16 protein-coding genes and 1 pseudogene are annotated in these 18,190 nt (G+C 38.3%); 12 read left to right on the top strand and 5 right to left on the bottom strand.

Translation table 11 applies throughout. The features are described from left to right. The first annotated feature begins 84 nt into the window (after positions 1-84). The 9 genes and pseudogenes from CD138_RS00085 (at position 85) to CD138_RS00045 (ending at position 10,281) form a co-directional block, all read left to right on the top strand. A complete protein-coding gene (locus tag CD138_RS00085; protein WP_019169633.1) occupies positions 85-1,038 on the top strand; it encodes an LCP family glycopolymer transferase in 954 nt (317 codons plus the stop codon). Between the two features lie 231 nt (positions 1,039-1,269). Then, positions 1,270-1,977: pseudogene (locus CD138_RS00080) on the top strand (DUF969 domain-containing protein). Continuing rightward, on the top strand, positions 1,958-2,884 hold the full coding sequence (locus CD138_RS00075) for a DUF979 domain-containing protein (protein ID WP_019169634.1): 927 nt from the start codon (positions 1,958-1,960) through the stop codon (positions 2,882-2,884). Before CD138_RS00080 ends, CD138_RS00075 begins: the two are co-directional and overlap by 20 nt. A 24-nt stretch (positions 2,885-2,908) precedes the next feature. Then, positions 2,909-3,550, top strand: coding sequence for a pyroglutamyl-peptidase I (gene pcp, locus CD138_RS00070; protein ID WP_019169635.1), 642 nt, complete (start codon positions 2,909-2,911; stop codon positions 3,548-3,550). 194 nt (positions 3,551-3,744) lie between these two features. Then, on the top strand, positions 3,745-6,681 hold the full coding sequence (gene fdhF, locus CD138_RS00065; protein ID WP_019169636.1) for a formate dehydrogenase subunit alpha: 2,937 nt from the start codon (positions 3,745-3,747) through the stop codon (positions 6,679-6,681). Beyond that, positions 6,681-7,148: a helical membrane plugin domain-containing protein gene (locus CD138_RS00060; RefSeq protein ID WP_019169637.1), complete on the top strand. Its 468-nt coding sequence runs from the start codon at positions 6,681-6,683 to the stop codon at positions 7,146-7,148. Before fdhF ends, CD138_RS00060 begins: the two co-directional genes overlap by 1 nt. A 936-nt stretch (positions 7,149-8,084) precedes the next feature. Then, positions 8,085-8,327 (top strand): hypothetical protein, encoded by a 243-nt coding sequence (locus CD138_RS00055; protein WP_019169638.1) that lies wholly within the window; start codon positions 8,085-8,087, stop codon positions 8,325-8,327. A gap of 27 nt (positions 8,328-8,354) precedes the next feature. Beyond that, on the top strand, positions 8,355-9,134 hold the full coding sequence (locus CD138_RS00050; RefSeq protein ID WP_019169639.1) for an N-acetylglucosaminidase: 780 nt from the start codon (positions 8,355-8,357) through the stop codon (positions 9,132-9,134). 19 nt (positions 9,135-9,153) lie between these two features. Beyond that, the gene (locus CD138_RS00045; RefSeq protein ID WP_019169640.1) at positions 9,154-10,281 is read left to right on the top strand and encodes an FAD-dependent monooxygenase; all 1,128 of its coding nucleotides are present in this window, start codon (positions 9,154-9,156) and stop codon (positions 10,279-10,281) included. Between the two features lie 73 nt (positions 10,282-10,354). Here CD138_RS00045 and CD138_RS00040 read toward each other — a convergent pair whose 3' ends face one another. From CD138_RS00040 to CD138_RS00025, 4 genes are all read right to left on the bottom strand, one after another. Further along, positions 10,355-11,317 (bottom strand): 2-hydroxyacid dehydrogenase family protein, encoded by a 963-nt coding sequence (locus CD138_RS00040; protein ID WP_019169641.1) that lies wholly within the window; start codon positions 11,315-11,317, stop codon positions 10,355-10,357. A gap of 63 nt (positions 11,318-11,380) precedes the next feature. Beyond that, entirely contained in the window at positions 11,381-11,695 is a 315-nt protein-coding gene (locus CD138_RS00035; protein WP_019169642.1) for a DMT family transporter, read from the bottom strand. Further along, positions 11,692-12,018 (bottom strand): DMT family transporter, encoded by a 327-nt coding sequence (locus tag CD138_RS00030; RefSeq protein WP_019169643.1) that lies wholly within the window; start codon positions 12,016-12,018, stop codon positions 11,692-11,694. The genes CD138_RS00035 and CD138_RS00030 overlap by 4 nt, the downstream gene beginning before the upstream one ends. Positions 12,019-12,175: 157 nt before the next feature. After that, the gene (locus CD138_RS00025) at positions 12,176-12,754 is read right to left on the bottom strand and encodes a CHAP domain-containing protein (RefSeq protein ID WP_019169644.1); all 579 of its coding nucleotides are present in this window, start codon (positions 12,752-12,754) and stop codon (positions 12,176-12,178) included. Positions 12,755-13,424: 670 nt separating this feature from the next. Here CD138_RS00025 and CD138_RS00020 point away from each other — a divergent pair. From CD138_RS00020 to CD138_RS00010, 3 genes are all read left to right on the top strand, one after another. Next, positions 13,425-14,501, top strand: coding sequence for an NAD/NADP-dependent octopine/nopaline dehydrogenase family protein (locus CD138_RS00020; RefSeq protein WP_019169645.1), 1,077 nt, complete (start codon positions 13,425-13,427; stop codon positions 14,499-14,501). Between the two features lie 24 nt (positions 14,502-14,525). After that, positions 14,526-15,923 (top strand): Na+/H+ antiporter NhaC, encoded by a 1,398-nt coding sequence (nhaC, locus tag CD138_RS00015; protein WP_019169646.1) that lies wholly within the window; start codon positions 14,526-14,528, stop codon positions 15,921-15,923. A 269-nt stretch (positions 15,924-16,192) separates the two neighbouring features. Beyond that, positions 16,193-16,669: a hypothetical protein gene (locus CD138_RS00010; RefSeq protein WP_019169647.1), complete on the top strand. Its 477-nt coding sequence runs from the start codon at positions 16,193-16,195 to the stop codon at positions 16,667-16,669. 159 nt (positions 16,670-16,828) lie between these two features. Here the strand turns inward: CD138_RS00010 and CD138_RS00005 are convergent, their stop codons facing one another. Continuing rightward, positions 16,829-17,578 carry a CHAP domain-containing protein gene (locus tag CD138_RS00005; protein WP_019169648.1) on the bottom strand — a complete coding sequence of 250 codons (750 nt, stop codon included), beginning with the start codon at positions 17,576-17,578 and terminating at the stop codon, positions 16,829-16,831. Between the last annotated feature and the right edge of the window lie 612 nt (positions 17,579-18,190).

The raw sequence follows: 18,190 nt of genomic DNA, 5'->3' as shown, positions 1-18,190 counted from the left end.
AAATAACACTTAATATGTGACGGGATCATATTTTCATGTATCTCCATAAAGCTAGACCAATACATTCGGAAAGAAGTGACTTTGTTGGAGTATAAAAGAACGCAAAAACGTAAAAACCCAATTCTAAGATTTTTATTATGGTTCATAGGTATATTATTTATTTTAGCGCTCATCGCAGTGGCCTATCTCGCATTTAAAATTTTTGCAGTAGGAGGCGCTATTCATAATCCTTTAGATAGAAATCATTCGGAATTAAGATCAGGTAAGGTAGATTTGAGCAAGGGTGAACCTTTCTCTATTGCATTATTTGGTATAGATTCAGATGCACAACGTGAAAGTGCTGGTGGTGGTGAACGAAGCGATACCATCATGATTTTGTCAGTAAATCCAGAAAAGAAAACGACAGAAATGATCAGTATTCCTCGTGATACACAAGCAGAAATCGTTGGACGTGATACGACAGAAAAAATCAATCATGCCTATGCCTATGGTGGTCCAGATATGGCGGTAAAATCTATTGAAAAATTAATGGGTGTGCCTATCGATCATTACGCCACAGTCAATATGGATGGCTTGAAAGATACGATTGATACAGTTGGTGGCATAGACGTGACAAGTAATGCGACGTTTAATGCTGGTGGTCATCAGTTCACACAAGGTCAAAAGACACATCTTGATGGTGACACAGCGATGGCATTCATTCGTAGCCGTAAAGAAGAAGGCGCAGGTGGAGACTTCGGTAGACAAGAAAGACAACAACTTGTACTGCAAGGTTTAGCTGACAAGTTAACAGGCATTTCATCGATCACGAACTTTAACGCCTTAATGAATCAATTGAGTGATAATGTGAAAACAGACTTAACCATTGGTGAAATGAATCAAATTCGTAGCAACTATAGTGATGCTAATGATCATGTTCAACGCCATCAATTAGACGGTTCGGGTGGTATACAAAGTGATGGTATTTACTACTTCATTCCAGACGAATCGCAAAAACAATCATTAGTACAACAATATAAGCAGAACTTAAACTTATAACTGCACGCCTAGTCATGAGACAAGTATATCAACCATGACAAATCAACGAAATTGTCTGTCTTAGTGCAATAGACCCATAGTTTAATATGCCTTGCAATGTATAACGTCAACCGCGTTCGCATTGCAGGGCATTTTTTTGATTCTCTAACTAAATCGCTTTCTCATGCTTATTTGAAACAATATTCAGATAACGATAAAATGAAGTGACGATCTACATAAGGGAGGGATTTGATGGAATGGCTTAAACTTATAGGCATCCTCATCATTGTTTTAGGTTTTTACTTCAAATGAGATACGATTGGAACTGTGCTTATTGCGGCAATTGTAACGGGTCTCGTTTCCCATATGGATGTGATGACGATACTAGAAACACTCGGTAAAGCATTTGTCGATAATCGCATGGTGTCATTATTTATTTTAACATTGCCTATGGTGGGATTGATTGAACGCTATGGTCTGAAAACACAATCGACACGTTTAATCAATCGTATTCAAGGCATTACTTCTGGACGTATTATGTCTGTCTATTTATTGATTCGCGAAGTGGCCGGTCTTGCTTCAATTCGAATTGGCGGACACCCACAATTTGTTCGTCCACTCATGAATCCAATGGTCCAAGCAGCGGCTAAAGCGAAATATCAACAAAAATTAGAGACGACAGACGAGGAAAAATTGAAAGCACATATTGCTGCAATGGAAAATTATGGTAACTTTTTCGGACAAAATTTATTTGTCGGCGCATCAGGTGTCCTGTTAATCGTTGCAACATTTCAATCATTACATATGGAAGTCAAAGCAGTTGAAATCGCATTATATTCTGCACCAATTGCAATTGTTGTCCTGATTATAGGTGTCATTCAAAATATTTTATTTGATCGAAAAATGAATCGTAAGTACGGTGAAAAAGGGGGAAAACAAGATGAGTCCTCAAACGATTAGTCATATTTTAGAAATTTTTTATGTGCTTATCGGTTTACAGTTTATTTATACTGCTTTTCGTGTATATCGTGAGCCGAGCAATATGAAAAGAATAGGAACAGCACTGTTTTGGTGTGTCTTAGGCTTATTGTTTATTGTTGGGCCTTATATTCCGGATTGGATGAATGGTCTCCTCGTATTGTTGATGGGCTTTTTGACGATAACCAAAAATGTAAAAATTGGAAAAGTGGTTGACGTTGAACATCAAGAAGAAGAAATGGGGGCGACACGCTTTGGCAATTTGTTATTTATCCCAGCTGTTGTGTTAGCGATTGTTGCTGTCATTGTCTCAACTTGGACATCATTAGGTGGCGCAATAGGGATTGGTATTTCTTCTGTTGTTGGACTTATCGTTGCGTATCTCATTATTCGCCCGAAAGCAAAAGTCGGTTTGTACGATAGTGATCGTTTAGTCCAACAAATTGGCACAGTCGGTATCTTGCCACAATTCCTCGCTGCACTTGGTATTTTGTTTACAGTGAGTGGAGTAGGTACAACCATTTCAAAAGGAATTTCGAGTTTCTTACCTCAAGATAACGCGTTACTCGGTGTTATTGCATACATTTTAGGCATGGTCCTCTTTACAATGCTAATGGGGAATGCATTTGCAGCGTTTACAGTCATTACCGCAAGTATTGGTTTACCTTTTGTGATTCAAAATGGGGGTGACCCAACGATTGTCGGTGCATTGGCGATGACAGGCGGCTTTTGTGGTACATTGTTGACACCTATGGCTGCAAACTTTAACACCTTACCTGTTGCCTTGTTAGAAATGAAAGACGAACTGGCTGTCATTAAAGCACAAGCTCCGATGGCCATCATACTCATCGGCGTGCATATTATTTTAATGTACGTACTCGCTTTTTAAATGAATTAAGGAGGTTTTAAAGCAATGAAAGTTTTAGTGACTGCATTTGATCCATTCGGTGGAGAAAAGGTGAATCCAGCATTGCAAGCTGTACAACAACTCCCTGACACCATTGACGGACATGTCATTGATAAGTTAGAGATTCCGACAGTGTTTAATCAAAGTATTGAAGTCGTTCGAGAAAAACTTGTGCAAACTGATTACGATATCGTACTTGCTATAGGACAAGCAGGGGGACGATTTGAAATTACACCAGAACGCGTGGCGATTAACGTAGATGATGCGCGTATCCCTGATAATGAAGGACAACAACCAATCGATCAGTATATTCAACAAGATGGACCACCTGCATATTTCACGCAATTACCTGTCAAACGTATGGTAGAAGCAATGCAAGCTGAAGGTGTGCCTGCAAGTCTGTCTAATACTGCTGGAACATTTGTATGTAATCACATCATGTACCAACTCGCTTATGAAGCGGAACGTCATTATCCAAAGATGAAAACAGGCTTTATCCACGTTCCATTTGCACCTTCACAAGTAATAGATAAACCGGGGAAACCCTCAATGTCCATTGAAATGATGGTGAAAGGATTAACGGCTGCCATTCGCGTCTGTCTCACCTATGATACAGATGTTGCGACCGTTCATGGTGCGACACATTAAAGTTGTCAATATGAAACGTTTCTGTGATTCAAAATAATATGGAGCGTGTTTGAACCATTTTTTAATTCATTTAAGATATATAAAATTGAAAATGTGTTAACTTTTGGTTACTAAAGGTATAAAATGGAAATAACTAAGTATGTGGGGGCATCTTAGGCATATAAAATAATAAGCAATTTATAGGGGGGATATTTATGCAAGAACATCTTATCGTAACTTTAGATGGTAAAGATTATCTTGTGGAACCAGGCAAAAATCTGCTTGAATTCATTAAAGAGCAACAAACGTTTGTACCTTCCATTTGTTATAACGAATCATTAGGGCCAATCCAAACATGTGATACGTGTGCGGTTGAAATTGATGGCAAAATCGAACGTGCATGTGGAACGACAGTAGAGCGCTCAATGGTTGTTAATACGACTACGCAGCCGGTACAAGACAGTCAAAAAGAAGCGCTAGATCGCATATTAGAAAAACACCAACTGTATTGTACAGTGTGTGATTATAACAACGGTAACTGTGAAATTCACAATACGATGGACCAATGGGGATTGGAACATCAAACGTATGAATACAAACCGAAGCCGTATGAAGTGGATTTTGGTCCATTTTATCGTTATGACCCGAATCAATGTATTTTATGTGGACGTTGTGTCGAAGTGTGCCAAGACGTTCAAGTGAATGAAACATTGTCTATTGACTGGGACCGTGAACATCCACGTGTCATTTGGGATAATGACGTTTCAATTAATGACTCATCATGTGTAGGCTGTGGTCAATGTGCGACAGTTTGCCCATGTAACGCGATGATGGAGAACAATATGGTCGGTAATGCAGGCTATATGACGGATATCGAGCCAGGTTCACTTGCGTCGATGATTGATTTGACGAAGAAAGCAGAAACAGGCTATGGTCCATTATTTGCGGTGTCTGATTCAGAAGCGGCAATGCGTGAAGAACGTATTAAAAAGACGAAAACCGTTTGTACATATTGTGGTGTCGGTTGTAGTTTCGAAGTTTGGACGAAAGACCGTGAAATCTTAAAAGTACAACCTTCTCACGATTCACCAGCAAACAAAATTTCTTCTTGTGTGAAAGGTAAATTCGGTTGGGATTATGTTAATTCAGAAGAACGCTTAACGAAGCCACTCATTCGCCGTGGTGATCAATTTGAAGAAGTGGAATGGGATGAAGCAATCAAACATGTGGCGACACGTATGCAAGAAATCAAAAACCAATACGGCCCAGATGCATTGTCATTTATTTCATCTTCAAAAGCAACCAACGAAGAATCTTACTTAATGCAAAAGCTCGCACGTCAAGTCATCGGTACGAACAATATCGATAACCGTTCAAGGTATTGTCAAGCACCAGCGACAAAAGGCTTATTCCGTACGGTGGGGCATGGTGGAGACTCCGGTTCAATTGATGATATCGGCAAAGCAGAAATGGTGATTACGATTGGTACGAATACAGCTGAAGCACATCCTGTTATCGCATCTCGTATTAAACGTTCTCACAAATTGTTCGGCACAAAACTGCATGTATTCGATATTCGTAAACATGAAATGGCACAGCGCGCAGATGAATTTTACCAACCTTATCCAGGTACAGATTTAGTATGGTTATCTGCTGTGACAAAATACATCATTGACCAAGGATGGCATGCACAATCCTTTATCGATGAGTGGGTTGACCATTTTGATGAATATTATCAATCACTTGAGCCATATACTATGGAGTTTGCTGAAGAACATACAGGAATTTCAAAAGAACGTCTCATTCATTTAGCTAAAGAAATTGTAAGTGTCAACTCAGTTTCAATTTGTTGGGCAATGGGTGTGACGCAACAAGAGACAGGTTCAGATACAAGTACAGCGATTTCTAACTTGTTATTAGCAACTGGTAACTACATGAAACCAGGTGCAGGTTCTTATCCATTACGTGGTCATAATAATGTTCAAGGCTGTTCTGACTTTGGTAGTATGCCAGATAAATTACCGGGTTATCAAGGTGTTGAAGATGATGAAGCACGTGGTCGCTATGAAGCGAATTGGGGTGTGAAATTACCAAGTCATCCGGGTTACGACAACCACCAAATGATGGATCATATTCATGCCGGTGACGTACACAGTCTATTCATTTTAGGTGAAGACACAGGGATTGTGGACTCAAACATTAACTATGTCCAAGCCGCACTTGAAAAAGTAGACTTCCTTGTCGTTCAAGATGAATTTTTAACATTTACTGCTGAATATGCAGATGTCATTTTACCAGCAAGCCCATCATTAGAAAAAGATGGCACATTCACCAACACTGAGCGTCGATTCCAACGTTTATATCAAGTGTTAGAGCCGCTGGGTGATTCAAAACCAGACTGGCAAATTACACAAATGATTGCGAAAGAACTTGGCTTTGATTGGGGTTACAAACATCCAGCTGAAATTATGGATGAAGCATCAGACTTAACGCCAATGTTTGCAGGTGTGAAATACCATCGTTTAGAAGGCTATAACAGCTTACAATGGCCAGTAGCTGCAGACGGTACAGATTCACCATTATTGTTTACAGAACGTTTTAACTTTGAGAATGGTAAAGCGAAATTCTTTGCATTGGATTTCAATAACTTCTATAAAACGAATGAAACGTATGACTTACATGTTAACAATGGACGTGTATTGGAACATTTCCATGAAGGTAACATGACGTATAAAGTACCAGGTTTAAAATACAAAATGCCGACTGCGTTTGTAGAAGTATCGCCGGAACTAGCCAAGGAACGCGGTATTCATGAAGGGGCAGCAGTGAAATTGATTTCTGAATATGGTGAAGCAACGATGCATGTGCATATTACAGAGCGTGTATCTGGCAAACAAATTTATTTACCATTGAACGATAACAGTGCAGCAGCGATTAACTATTTAACAAGCAGCGTGACAGACCCAGCAACACATACACCTGCTTATAAATCTACAAGTTGTCGTATGGAAATCTTGAGTAAACGCGGAAAATCACCGCTGAATCCAACTAACTTCCGCAATCAAACGAGAAATCCACAATACAGTGTGCGTGTTGATAAAAAATGGGCAAGACCTGATTACGTCTTCCCAGGGAATCAGGTGATGAAATAATGGCTGAACGTATTAGAAAAATTAAACGTCTTGAAAAAAGTGAAGCAGAAATCAAAGCAGAAAGCTTAACGCAAGTGACGGATGCGATTGCCGAAAATAAAGACAGTATATTAAAGGCGATTGACCTGATTCGTACTTTAGATGATGCTAAAATTTTAGACGCATTGACTGGTGCAGTGAAACAACGTGGTGTCATTACTGAAAAAATCACTTCTGAACTGAATAAAGATCAGTATGCAGGTGTCATTCATAATATGGGACAGATGTTGTTTTTACTGGGTGATTTGCAGACTGATGAACTGCGCGTATTATTGAATAAAGTGAATCGTGGTTTACGTGTGGCGAATCAGGCAAGTCCTCATGCGCGGACGTCTATGACGGGATTAATGCGTGTATTGAAAGATGATGAGATGAATCAAAGCTTGACTTACTTTTTGAATTTGTTGAAAGGGATGTCTCGCGATTAATTTTTGGAACATTTCGGAGTGGAGTGGCAGTTGATGTCATTCCACTTTTTTTGCGGTTTTTAAATCCACTTCAAAAACACTGGATAAGTACGCATCTTTCAGATTGCTGTGAACGATTCTGTGTCATTAAGGCATTGGACTGATTGAATGGACGCTATGGGCTCGCGTTCTTAGGGGCCTTGCCTCAACTAAATTCGGCTTGATTGAAGTGTACATTTGAAGGAGGCCGAATTGGATTTTCGGGAGCAGTACAGAAATCTCATGTGCAACAAAGATTTCGTCGTACTGCCCCCGCAAGGCTGACTAAACTTCTCAAAAGCATGCGCATTGAGAAGTCAGACAGCTACTGCGTTAAACATTAGCCACTGTTAAGCTTCAGAAATCATATTTAAACCTTTAAATATGCCCCTCAGGAGTCTCGTCTAGAGTGACAAACCAACCTGTCTTTTTATATTGGGTATGCAGAATCGTTCATGCAATCTTAGAAAGTGAACAGTGTTGTAAAAGTGTGACATCCATCACAAAAAAGTGGAAGTGTATCAAGTTTGCAGGTACACTCCGAAGTTTGTGTTCCCCTAAAAAATAATCTGAGACACCCGTTTAAAAAGTAAGTGTGCTGATGTGTAAGATGAATATTTTCTGATTGATTTCACGCTATAGGCTCGCGTTCCTAGGGGACTTGTCTCAACTCAATTTGGCTTGATGAAGGTGACATCGTGTTTGAAAACATCACTTAGAAAGGTGCAATCACCCGAAATGAATCGGAAGCATCCGTTTGAATGGAAGTTACGTTTGATTTGTGGCTATCGTTTTTGAATATAGAAGCGTATTGGTACATCTATCAAAGCAGATACTTCATGACTTAAAGAATAAGTGCTGTGTCGCGATGATGTGCGTTTCATGATAAAATAATACAGGTATGAAAGAGGTGGGAAAATGGATACAAAAAAGATTAAAATATTAGGAATAATTTCCAACGTCTTTTTAGTTTTAGGATTAATCTTGCTTGTTTTTGTGAGTGCATGGATTGCACTTGTATGTTTTTTAATATCGTTAGGTTTAAGTCTCGTGTTGTTCAATATGCTTTATCACGGTAAACGATGGGTGAAGATATTGGTGAATCTTGCATACTTTGTCGTGTTATGTGCTGTGTGTGTGATGATTTTTATGTCGAGGTAACGTCAATAACGTAAAGGAGTTTATGAGATGAAACGATCGCGTAAAGTCAAACCTTTGAAAGTCATTATTGTTTTTTTATTCGCGTTATTTGTGATTTTATTTTTAATGAATGAAACAGCGCTTTTCAAAAATGATAAAACACATACATTTGATGAGGCTTTTGCCAAACAAATACAGGGGGATACGTTACATACAAAATCTGAAGGTAACCAGTTCGTCAATGCTTCTCAACAAGATGTCAAAGCTGCAATGACAGTGGACCGTAAAGATTCAGAGTTCATGTATATGGATTTATCTGAACCGGTTGAAATGTCCGAAGATGAAGTGAATGAAATGCTGAAAGGCAAAGGTATTTTAGAAGGACATGGGAAAGCATTTTTAGAAGCACAAAAAGAAAATGATGTGAACGTCATTTATTTAGTAAGTCATGCACAGTTAGAAACAGGAGAAGGGCGTTCTGCTTTGGCGAAAGGTTTACGTAAAGGCGATCATCGTTACTACAATTTTTTTGGCATCGGTGCGTTTGACCGTGAAGCTGTTAAAACAGGGGCAAGTTATGCTCAAAAAGCGGGATGGACTTCACCAGATAAAGCGATTAAAGGTGGCGCAGCGTTTGTAAGAAATCAATATTTTGAAAATGGCCAGCTCAATTTATATCAAATGCGATGGAATCCACAAAATCCAGCGACGAATCAATATGCGAGTGACATCGATTGGCCAGCTAAAATTGCTGAACGTATGGAAGCGTATTATCAAAAATATGGCATTAAAAAAGATGCTATTCGAAAAGAATTTTACAAGAAGTAATTAATGACGGGGTGATGATATGAAAATCGGTATTGTGGGTGCAGGCATTGGCGGTCTTACTGCTGCCATTATGCTTCGAGCACAAGGTCACGATATCTCAATTTATGAAAAACAAGATTCTATTCGTGAGGTAGGCGCGGGCATTGGCATTGGAGACAATGTGATTCAATTGCTCGGTGAACATGATTTGGCTAAAGGTATCAAAAATGCAGGGCAAGTACTAACGGCAATGCGTATTTTTGATGAGAAGGGTAACACCTTAAATACATTACCTTTAAGTGAAAAAAAGACCAATGTAACGTTAGAACGTCAAAAATTAGTAGATCTCTTAAAATCATATTTGACCGATGAATTATTTCGTTTTAACCATGAAGTGACAAAGGTCGAAAGTGATGGTACAACTGCGACCATTCATTTTAAAGAACAAAATCCTGAACAAGTCGATTTGATTATTGGCGCAGATGGGATGCGTTCAAAAGTAAGACAATCCGTTCATCCTAAAAGTAAATTACAGTATCAAGGTTACACGTGTTTTAGAGGTATTGTAGACGATATGGACTTGTTAAAACCAATAGCAGATGAATTTTGGGGACAAAAAGGACGTTTCGGTATTGTGCCGTTACTAGATGGCCGTGCATATTGGTTTGCGACGATGAATGCGAAAGAAAATGATGTTCACTTTAAAAAGTTTAATAAACCTTATTTACAAGCGTATTTCAATCATTTTCCAGAACCAGTGCGTAAAGTGTTGGATTTGCAACCTGAAACAGCGATTTTGCATCATGATATTTTTGATTTAAAATCACTATCGACATTCGTGTACGAAAAGAATATCGTCTTGTTGGGTGATGCAGCACATGCGACAACACCGAATATGGGGCAAGGTGCAGGACAAGCAATGGAAGATGCGATTGTTTTAGCGAATGTCTTAAAGAGAAATGACACGCTTGAAAGTGCACTCAAACGATATGACCGATTACGCGTGAAGCATACGCAAAAAATCACGAAGCGGTCACGTAAAATTGGTAAAATGGCACAAAAATCCAATGGGTTAAGTATTAAATTGAGAAATCGATTCATGCGAATATTGCCAACATGGGTGATGAAACAACAAACGCGTATTTTGTATCGTACTAAAAGTGAATAACAAAAAACGGGATAGCTACCACAGTCGACACTGTGTTATCTATCCCGTTTAGTTTCATGTTAATTGACTGCGTTTATTTTGCTTCGTTGACAATATAATCAGGTGTTTCACCATTAGCTTTTTTAACCAAATTATTCGCAACGATTTCTGCCATCATATCACGTGCTTCAAAAGTGGCATTACCGATATGTGGTGTAATAACAACATTATCTAATGATTTGAGACCTTCTGTAATTTCTGGTTCAAATTCATAAACGTCAAGTGCAGCCCCTTCGATGGTTTTGTTTTGAAGTGCTTCTAATAATGCTGCTTCATGTACGATAGGGCCGCGAGAAGCGTTGATAAGATAGCTCGTCGGTTTCATCATTTCAAGCTGAGGGGTATCAATCATATGACGCATTGACGGCTGATATGCGGCATTTATAGCAACGAAATCAGCTGTTTGCAGTAATGTGTCTAAATCTAAATATTGAGCACCCAATTCACGTTCTTTGTCAGGTTTTTGATGCGGACCTGTGTACAGGATATCCATATCAAAACCTTTCGCACGACGCGCAACAGCCGTACCAATTTCACCTAAACCGATAATCCCTAATTTTTTACCAGACACTTCACGTCCGCGGAAAAATAACGGTGCCCAACCATTGAAACCTTCATGACGCATTAATCGATCACCTTCAGCAACGCGACGGGCTGCAGCAAGTAAAATAGCCATTGTTAACTCAGCCGTAGAGTTAGTAGAAGCTTTAGGTGTATTCGAAACATCGATATTTTTTGAACGTGCATAATCGACATCGACATTATTAAAACCTGCACCATAGTTCGCGATAAACTGTAATTCTGAACCGCTATCAATGACTTCTTGATCGACTTCTGTAGATAATAAACTTACAAGTCCGAAAGCATTTTTAACGCCATTTTTAAGCGTTTCTTTATCAATAATGCCTTCACCTTCGTACATCTCTACCTCAAAATTTGCTTTTAATATTTCAAGTCCTTTTTCTGGGATAGGACCTGCGATAAATACTTTTTTCATATGCGATTCCCACCTTTCTTCTCTAGTATATGAAACCCCTTTCTAGATTACAAGGAATGCAAGTTAGACGACTAATTTCAGACCAACTGCAGAAATAATGATTAATAAAATGAAAAAGATTCTAATAAACTGTTTCGATTCATGATAAACGACCATACCTAAAATCGTGCCGCCTGCTGTACCAATTCCTGTCCAAATTGCATACGCGGTCCCCATTGGAATGTCTTGCATTGCCCAAGATAGACAGAGTAAGCTCAATGCAAAAGTGATCGCGAGCAATACAATATACCGTTTTTGATGCAGACGTGCATATTCGTTTAACCAGAGTACGCCTAATATTTCGAATAAGCCTGCGAATAAGAGAGCGAACCAACTCATTGCTGTTCACCTACCTGATCTGTTGTTAATTTCAGACCAATCACACCAGTTAGTAATGTGAGAATGAAGAGTATTTTGATGAAGCTGACTGACTCATTGAAGAACAGCATGCCGACAATGACAGTACCTAAAGTGCCAATGCCGACGAATACAGCATATACAGTGCCGACAGGTAAGACACGTGAAGCGGATATCATCATCCAAAAACTTAAACAGATTAGTGCAATGGTCAATATCCATTGGTAAAGCTGATGCGCATGTGTTAAACCAATGACCCAAAACACTTCCATTAAGCCAGCAAAAATCACTTTTGTCCATTGCATGAGAAATGCCTCCTTAAAAATAGATAGTGCCATCATATAACGATTCGTCGGGAGAGGGCAAGGGCACCAATTTAAAAATTTTTCCTGAGTGACATCAAAAAACCATTGCTGTATGTTGTTACAACAATGGTTTTTTACTTTGAATATTGATTTTATCTTATACGTGAATGTAATTGTATGAAGCAGCCTCAGAAGCTGAAATTGTACGTGTACTTACACTGAATGGTCCGCCGTTATAGTTCATTTCTGATACTGTGATTGAACCGTCTTCATTTACTGATTCAACATAGGCTACGTGACCCATTGGCCCTGCATTTGATTGTAAGATTGAACCTTCTTCAGGATTGTTGTCTACTGTGAAACCTGCAGCTGATGCTGAGCTCGCCCAGTTATTTGCATTACCCCAAGTTGAACCAATTTTACCGCCAAATTTGTCATATACATACCAAGTACATTGACCTGGTGTATATAAGTTACCAGCACTAGTTACACCTGTTGATTGTGTTGAAGTAGAAGTGCTTGTTGTATTTTCACCGTATGAGTAAGTTTGATTGCTGTTTGCATTGTAGTTATAGTTTGTATTTCCTTGTGCATTTGTGTTGTAGTCATAGTTGTAGCTGTATGAATAGCTGTAGTTACCTTCAGCAGCATCTGCGTTATCGTGTTGTAAGCCTACCGCAGCGGCAGCTCCTAATCCAGCAGTTAATGTAGTTGTAGTAGCGAATTTTTTTAACATAAATAAAAGTCCTCCTAAAGTTTTTGTTGTTTATTTTAATTTGAGAATTGTAAAAGTTATTTTGTTTTATTGAATCGTTCTTTTAACGACAATATGAACTGTACCAAAAAATGAGCCGTCTGTGTGGAATGTTACAGTTTTGTAATTGAATTAAAACTCGAATGGGATACGACGTAATCTTATGACAGTCATGTGTATCCTCAGTAAATGTAGATTTTTCGGGCTATTTAGTTTCGTTTTTAAACTTTTTGACATTCAAAATGTTACAGTGCATGTAATATTTAAAAAGTTGACTTGAAGTGATTTACTTTGAAAAGTACAACGCTATGAATGGGACAATGTGCTCCAAGTTGTAGCTGTTCAAAAGTAGGACATGTTCAACTGATAATATTGAAAGGGTTCACCAAAGTAAACACATAATAGAAATGTTTGTATCAGATGAAGCCTGTGAGGAAGCAAGGTGCATGCTATTAGGTTAAGTAGGGCTAAAATATAAAGGAACGCAACATAATTGTGTGTATATAGGGTATAAGTTAACAACATGACGATATGAATATATTGGTATTCAAAAAATTGTTTTCTTTTTATAATCGTTCTGTTACGATTCATGTTGAGTCACAATTCGATGACACGACATCAAATAGAAAAAAACAGAAAGAAGGGTCAATCAATGAAAATAGCAATTGTAGGATCAGGTAACGGAGCTGTGACAGCAGCGGTTGATATGATGAACCAAGGGCATCAAGTTAAACTGTATTGTCGTAACCAGTCTATCAGTAAATTCGATTATGCCATTGAACAAGGTGGTTTTAATTTTAATAACGAGGGCGCAGAAAGTTTTGTCCCATTCACAAATATTAGTGACGACATGGGCTATGTCTTAGAGGATGCTGAAATTGTTATGTTATGTATCCCTTCGTCATTTATCGAATATTATGCTGAATTAATGTCATCACATATTAATGAAGACCAAATTATCTTCTTTAATATGGCAGCAGCAATGGGATCTGCACGTTTTATTAAAGTTTTAGAAGAATATAAAATTGAGACGCGTCCGATATTAGCAGAGGCGAATACTTTAACATACGGCACACGTGTCAACTTTGAAACAGCTTCAGTGGATCTCTCATTAAATGTACGAAAAGTTTATTTCTCAACATTTAATGAAAAGGACTTAGCAGAAACATTTAAAAAAGTAGAATTGATTTACCCATATATTGTTAAAGAAGAAAGTTTATGGCGAACTAACTTAGAGAACGGAAATCCAGAAGTACACCCTGGACCAACGCTTTTAAATGTAGGACGTATTGATTACAGTGGCGATTTTGCATTATACAAAGAAGGGATTACAAATCATACCGTGCGTCTTTTACATGCAGTTGAAGTGGAGCGCTTAACGTTAGGGCGTAAGTTAGGTTTTGAGTTAGAAACAGCGAAAGAAGCTCGTATTGAACGTGGCTATTTAGAGCGTGAGATGGAAGATGAACCGCTCAACAAGTTGTTCAATCACAGTCCAGTTTTTTCAAGAATTCCAGGACCGAACAAAGTCAATAACCGTTATTTAACTGAGGATATTGCTTATGGTTTGGTACTATGGTCAAGTTTGGGTAGAGAAATAGGGGTACCTACACCGAATATTGATGCGATTATCGTGATTGCTTCAACGATTTTAGAACGCGATTTCTTCAATGAAGGTTTAACCATTGAATATTTAGGAAGAGAAAACGTAGGGTTAACTTCTTACTAATAAACAAAGGGGAGTGTGTTGTGTATGAAAAGAAAACCTACTTTAATCGAGTCGCTTTCAACCATTTTCGTGATGATGATTGTAGTCTGCGTAGGTTTTATCTTTTTTGAAATACCTGTACAACCTTTATTAATTATCTCAGCCGCTTATGCCTCATGGATTGCATGGCGTGTCGGCTTACGTTGGAAGGATCTAGAGGAAGGCATTACAGATCGTTTAGCGACTGCAATGCCCGCAATATTCATTATTTTGACGGTCGGTATTATCGTTGGTTCTTGGATGTATTCAGGCACTGTACCAGCCCTGATTTATTACGGATTGCAATTTTTAAGTCCGAGTTACTTTCTCGTTTCGGCCTTTTTGATTTCAGCAATGACATCCGTTGCAACAGGGACGGCATGGGGGTCAGCTTCTACAGCAGGTATCGCATTAATGGCAATCGGTTTACATATGAATATTCCAGCAGGCATGGCAGCCGGTGCAATTATTTCAGGCGCGGTATTTGGAGATAAAATGTCACCGTTATCGGATACAACCAATTTGGCATCGTTAGTGACACGCGTGAATATTTTCAGTCATATTCAACATATGATTTGGACAACTGTTCCAGCCTCTATCATTGGGCTCATCGTTTGGCATATTGCTTCAAGAAAGTTTTCCGTTCATGGAAATACGACACAAATTGACGCGCTATTAAAAGACATTGATGCCATGTACCATATTAACTTTTTCGTTTGGCTTCCGTTAATTGTCATTGTACTATGTCTATTAGCTAAAATTTCAACCGTGCCATCCATGTTGATTTCAAGCGTCGTTGCCATATTAGTGGGATGGTTAAATAATGGTTTTGAACTTAAAGATGGTTTCATTGCAACATTCAGTGGCTTTACATCTCAAATGCTACTCGGTCAAGAGGGCTTATCTCAAAAAGCACTGTCATTGATTGAACAAGGTGGCATGATGAGTATGACACAAATATTAGTGACGATTTTTTGTGGCTATGCTTTCGCGGGAATTGTTGAAAAGGCAGGATGTTTAGACGTAATTTTACAGAGTATCTCCAAAAATATTCAGTCACGAGGTCAACTGATACTCGTGACTGTTATCGGAAGTTTAATGATGGTACTTGCTGCTGGTGTAGCTTCAGTCGTCATTATTATGGTCGGCGTCCTACTCATGCAAATGTATGACAAAATGGATTTAGATCGGGTGAATTTATCTCGAACACTTGAAGATTCTGGTACGATGATTATCCCACTTATTCCGTGGGGGACTTCAGGGATTTATTATACGCAACAACTCGGCGTCGGTGTCGGTCAATTTTTCATTTGGGCAGTGCCATGTTACCTCTGTGTAATCATCGCATTGTTCTATGGCTTTACTGGCATCGGTATTAAAAAGAAAACGCATGTGTCATCATAAAAAATAGCGATGCATTGTGAAAAGTATATATTCTAAAATCAACAGCGACAGATTTTAGGTATATACTTTTTTTTAATCATTTAGATCGAGATTAATGATAGATTTAAAGAGCAAGAAAACGCAAGTAATCGTTGTGAAGGTGGGAACGAGCATCCAAATAAAAGAAAATAGTAAAATATTGAATCGTATATGTTTTAGTAAGATAGAAAAGGGTTATAGTATACATATGAAGAGGTGATTCCATCTTATACTTAATAGTTCTAGTAGCGATGATTCTATTATGGTTTGGGATTCACCGATACATCAATCACGATCAACAACAACTCAAAAGTCCTTCTGTAATATCTTGGGTTATCAGCCTTTTACTGTATTTTGTAGCGATTGTACTGTATCAGACTGATGCCCTTCATTTATATGAGCGAATCCATGAAATTGCACTTGTCACAGTATTTGGTTTCATTGTGGCTTGGACTTATTCGCATCTTTATCGCTCTATAGATACGGTTGTGTATACAGTGATGATTGTATTGTTCACACTTGTCATTTTTGCGACAAGTAGCCCAAACTTACTCGTTTTTGGTGACATAACGATGATGCTCCTCGTACGTCTGATTTTAACAACGGCATTTGTAGGAATAGGTGTGCACGTCGTCATTATACAACTTAAAGCTAAAAACATGGAAAATTTCCCATTACTCTACTTTTTTGCATTTGGTTATTGGATAACGATTGCTTATTGGATTTAAAGTGTGAGGAAGTTCGGCCGTTGAGATACCATGTATATGAGGTAAGTAGCGAATTTGAAGCGTTAAAATTGTAAAAGAGAAACTGGTCATTTAACTAGAAATTATAAAAAAGCCCTCTGCACATGAATGCAGAGGGCTTTTTGGTATGAATCATTTTTATTAGTGAATGTAGTTGTAAGATGCAGCTTGTCCAGCTGAAATTGTACGGCTTGTTACAACACCAGGACCGTAACCGTAGTTCATTTCTGAAACGCGAATAGAACCGTCAGAGTTAACACTTTCAACGTATGCTACGTGACCGAAAGCACCTTGAGTTGTTTGTAAAATCGCACCTGCTGAAGGGCGGTTGTTTACAGTGTAACCTGCTGATGCTGCTGCACTTGCCCAGTTATTTGCGTTACCCCAAGTTGAACCGATTTTACCACCTACACGATCAAAAACGTAATAAGTACATTGACCTGCAGTGTATAAGTTCGCGCTTGATCCACCTCTTGATACTGAACGTGTAGACGTTGAAGTCGTAGTGTAAGATGATGAGTAATCACGTGAACTGTATGAGCTAGATGTAGTTGTTGTTTGTGTTGAGTATGATGGTGCACTATAGCGTTGTGTTGGTGCGCTGTAAGTACTTGTTGGTTGTGTATATGAAGCACCTGTTGTTGCATTGTATCCAGTGTAGTAAGAAGCTGATGCATTACCACCGTTGAAGCGTTCTGGTGACCAGTTACCTTCCCATGTGAAGTGGTAGTTACCTTGTTGATCAATTGTATAAGAGTAGCTGTAAGATGTTGGATCTTGTGGGTTATATCCACCATTGTTTTCTGCCGCTTGTGCGTCATGGCCGTGAGCTAATGTAAAAGCAGCAACTCCTGCTGTAGCGATTGATGTTGTAGCGATTAATTTTTTCATTTTTAAAAATCCTCCTAGATAATTTGTTTAAGATTATAATGTAAAGTCACTAAAGTGTGATTTGATTTAAGAATAACTGTAAACCAACTTGCTGTGGTTTAATAACGATATATACTGTATCAGAAAAAAAATCACTTGTGTAGTGATTCTTTATTTTGTAATGTTTAACTATTTTGGTAGGAATGGATGTAATATTAAGGTGGGCTAAAAACCGCTTTGTTAAGGGGTTTTTAGGAGGAAATAAAAAAGTTTGAAAGTAGTTTAAAATATTTTGTTACATAATTGTAATATAGTTACAGAAACATTTCGGCAGGCTCATTTTAAGTGTTTTTGTGTTATGGAAACAAAAGGGAAAAGATACACAATTCAGTGAGAGTGGCATGTTTGTGTATATTTAAATGGATAAGTGGGTATATCGTATAGGTGCATGTCACTATTATTTTGCATCAATGTTTAAAGCCAAAGAAATGCATGGTTATTTTGAATAAATTTATTTAATTGAAAGTTTATGTCCTTCTTTTTTCCTATTATAATAGAAGAAAATAGAATAATGTGTGATTCATTGTCTATGAGAATAAATAGAAGAAACATGTTATTTTGGTGTTTATACAT

Source organism: Staphylococcus intermedius NCTC 11048 (assembly GCF_002902385.1).
Classification (GTDB): Bacteria; Bacillota; Bacilli; order Staphylococcales; family Staphylococcaceae; genus Staphylococcus; species Staphylococcus intermedius.
This window is presented reverse-complemented; position numbering and strand designations above follow the sequence as displayed.

Coding starts and splice junctions, on each gene's coding strand:
- CD138_RS00075 (WP_019169634.1), top strand. CDS start 1,958: ATGAGTCCTCAAACGATTAGTCATATTTTAGAAATTTTTTATGTGCTT.
- pcp (WP_019169635.1), top strand. CDS start 2,909: ATGAAAGTTTTAGTGACTGCATTTGATCCATTCGGTGGAGAAAAGGTG.
- fdhF (WP_019169636.1), top strand. CDS start 3,745: ATGCAAGAACATCTTATCGTAACTTTAGATGGTAAAGATTATCTTGTG.
- CD138_RS00060 (WP_019169637.1), top strand. CDS start 6,681: ATGGCTGAACGTATTAGAAAAATTAAACGTCTTGAAAAAAGTGAAGCA.
- CD138_RS00055 (WP_019169638.1), top strand. CDS start 8,085: ATGGATACAAAAAAGATTAAAATATTAGGAATAATTTCCAACGTCTTT.
- CD138_RS00050 (WP_019169639.1), top strand. CDS start 8,355: ATGAAACGATCGCGTAAAGTCAAACCTTTGAAAGTCATTATTGTTTTT.
- CD138_RS00045 (WP_019169640.1), top strand. CDS start 9,154: ATGAAAATCGGTATTGTGGGTGCAGGCATTGGCGGTCTTACTGCTGCC.
- CD138_RS00040 (WP_019169641.1), bottom strand. CDS start 11,317: ATGAAAAAAGTATTTATCGCAGGTCCTATCCCAGAAAAAGGACTTGAA.
- CD138_RS00035 (WP_019169642.1), bottom strand. CDS start 11,695: ATGAGTTGGTTCGCTCTCTTATTCGCAGGCTTATTCGAAATATTAGGC.
- CD138_RS00030 (WP_019169643.1), bottom strand. CDS start 12,018: ATGCAATGGACAAAAGTGATTTTTGCTGGCTTAATGGAAGTGTTTTGG.
- CD138_RS00025 (WP_019169644.1), bottom strand. CDS start 12,754: ATGTTAAAAAAATTCGCTACTACAACTACATTAACTGCTGGATTAGGA.
- CD138_RS00020 (WP_019169645.1), top strand. CDS start 13,425: ATGAAAATAGCAATTGTAGGATCAGGTAACGGAGCTGTGACAGCAGCG.
- nhaC (WP_019169646.1), top strand. CDS start 14,526: ATGAAAAGAAAACCTACTTTAATCGAGTCGCTTTCAACCATTTTCGTG.
- CD138_RS00010 (WP_019169647.1), top strand. CDS start 16,193: ATGATTCTATTATGGTTTGGGATTCACCGATACATCAATCACGATCAA.
- CD138_RS00005 (WP_019169648.1), bottom strand. CDS start 17,578: ATGAAAAAATTAATCGCTACAACATCAATCGCTACAGCAGGAGTTGCT.